Annotated in this window: 2 protein-coding genes and 2 pseudogenes; all 4 read right to left on the reverse strand. The window is 40.4% G+C overall.

Translation table 11 applies throughout. The features are described from left to right. A pseudogene (locus tag IQ219_RS18970) lies at positions 1 to 222 on the reverse strand (hypothetical protein); the annotation flags it as partial. A gap of 146 nt (positions 223 to 368) precedes the next feature. Continuing rightward, positions 369 to 551 (reverse strand): CsbD family protein, encoded by a 183-nt coding sequence (locus IQ219_RS18975; RefSeq protein WP_190599151.1) that lies wholly within the window; start codon positions 549 to 551, stop codon positions 369 to 371. Positions 552 to 855: 304 nt separating this feature from the next. Further along, positions 856 to 1,770, reverse strand: a complete 915-nt coding sequence (locus IQ219_RS18980) for a BON domain-containing protein (RefSeq protein ID WP_194073645.1) — start codon at positions 1,768 to 1,770, stop codon at positions 856 to 858. A 128-nt stretch (positions 1,771 to 1,898) separates the two neighbouring features. Next, a pseudogene (locus IQ219_RS18985) lies at positions 1,899 to 2,397 on the reverse strand (NTPase (NACHT family)); the annotation flags it as partial.

The following is a 2,397-nucleotide window of genomic DNA, read 5'->3' on the forward strand; positions in this document are numbered from 1 at the left end:
GTCTACTGCTTTTTCCCCCGCTTGATTATTCTGGGATTCTAAATTACCGAGGCTAACTAAACGATTGCTGGTGTTGGCTCCGGCCATTTCAGTGCGTTGATGAATATCTAGACCAACCACGGAAACTAGATCCATAGCAAAGTTATTAAGCCTTAATTCCCTTAAAGCTGTTTCAGTGACTTCATAGTTAGGAAAAGTACCAACGGCATGTTGCTGTGACATAATTATTTCTCTTGAAATGTAGGGAAAATAATCATCAAGAAACCAACCTTACTCAGCTTCTCGATGATCTATCACACTTTTTTATGGCGTGTTTAACTGACGATCAATTTAGTACCAACTCAAAATTAAGAGGCTATAGCAAGTAGTTAATCAATTGCTTTTTTAACTGCATCCTTAGCATCTTCAACGGAGTGATCAATACTAGCTTCCACTTGTTTGGCTTTGCCCGCCGCTTGGTTTTGTGTATCTCCGGTTAGGTTACCAATGCCTTCTTGGACTTTACCTTCAATATTCTTAGCGGTGGCTTTGGCCTTATCTTTCAAGCCCATAACGTACTCCTAAAATTAAGAAATGAAATGGAAACGGCCAGAAACTATTTTTGCTAAATTTAGCGAATAATTTCCGTCCCTGCTCCAACTGTAGAAAATGCCCGGTGGATTTTTGGGTGGATTTGTTTGAATACGATATAAATCTTTAAAAACAACAGACTCTTGGATTTACTCAACCACCATCAATCAAACAATTTGCCACTAACATAGCTCCCCCTGGTCATTTATGCCCCAAATCAGCAAAATCTCGGGAAACTTGAAACAGAATCCCCCCATACTGGCAAGAATAGGGGGAAACCGAAAGCTAATTGGAAGAAATTTTTAGGGTAACTTCTACATTAATTGTCTTAACACCTTCCATCGACCGCACCAAGGGCTGGATTTGCTCCAATTGCCCTGGAGTGGTTACCGTACCGCTTATTTTTACATTGCCTTGATTGACATCAACTAACAGTTGACTATTGGAAAATTGCTCATTAAGCTTCTGAACAATATCCTCCTTTAGTTGTACATCAGTTTTATTTAGACTGGAGACAGTGTTAGGAATTGGGGTGTTAGGGGATAGCACCACTGGAGGCACGGAAGCCATTGGTTTGGGGGCAATGGGTTTTGCTTCGGAAGGAGAGGGCCGGGCTGGAGCTTCAACTGCGATGGTAGCTGGTTTTACTGGTTGAACTGTTTGAGTCACCTTAGGAATTACTTGAGGAGCGATGGTTGCGGCCGGTTGAGCTGCCTTAGATGGGGTTGTAATTGTTTGATTGAAATCCTGGGGTTCCAATTTAGCTGACTGGGCAGGAGTAATGTTGGTAACGGATTTTTCTACTAGCGTCGGAGACAAACTAGGTACGGGTTTAGTTTCATAAATAGGCATAGTCACCACCGTCATAGGGCTAGGACTATTTACTTGGAATAGATAGTAAGCCATGGTAGCAGTTATGCCAACAAGGCCGGCAATAATCAAGCCAACTAATAGATCCATGGAAATCTTCTTGTCTGCAACTTCCTGCTGTTTTAATTGCACACTTTGTTGGTGATGTTCCACCAAAGCTCCATCAACATAACCGCTTTGATAGATTTTAGCTTGCTGATTAGGATCTTTAGCTTCTGTATAGATTTTTCCTAAGGAGTCTCGATATTCTATGCGAATAACTCCCTCAGCATCTTGGTATTCTCGCTGAACAACCCAGTTGGATCTGTCACTGTCTTTAGTATTAAACATTTCATTTATTTGTTAACCTTAATCGGACTAATTCAAGTATGGCAGTTGCTCGTATTAAATACCGTTCTTTGAAAGGTTTTATTTGATTGAATAGCAATTCTCATTCGTTTTTAAACTCTAAATAATTGTTAACTACCTCGCCATTCGCGATCTTCCAGTTCTTTTTGGGATAGCAACATGGTTGTCTCGATTTCTTGTCGAATTGCCGGTGTTACTTCAGATTTACTATTCAAGCAGTCAATTAATAGTTGGTTGGCTTCATAATATTTTGCCAAAATTATCTCCTGATCTGGGCTAAAATTCCATTGGTGGTGAATATTACGGAAATTAGCGATCGCCTTTTTTAACTGAGCTAGCCAGGCAATATAATGGTCTTCCCACCATTGATCTAAAGTTTCCCTACTGTTACTATCCGGCGGTATTTGTGCCCGTAACTGTTGTAAGGATTTGTAAAAACCAGCATCTAAAACCATTACTAAAATATTACCTACAGCTAAATTGCAAACTTTGGTCTGGGCTAGTTTTTGATCGTTTTGGATCGTGCATTCTAGAAGTAAATTTTCCAATGCCGCATCTAAAAACATTCCCTGATCCAAGGTACAAGCCAAAGCAAAATGGGCCGTAGCC

Origin of the sequence: Synechocystis sp. LEGE 06083, assembly GCF_015207725.1 — a bacterium.
In the GTDB taxonomy this organism is placed as follows: Bacteria; Cyanobacteriota; Cyanobacteriia; order Cyanobacteriales; family Microcystaceae; genus Synechocystis; species Synechocystis salina.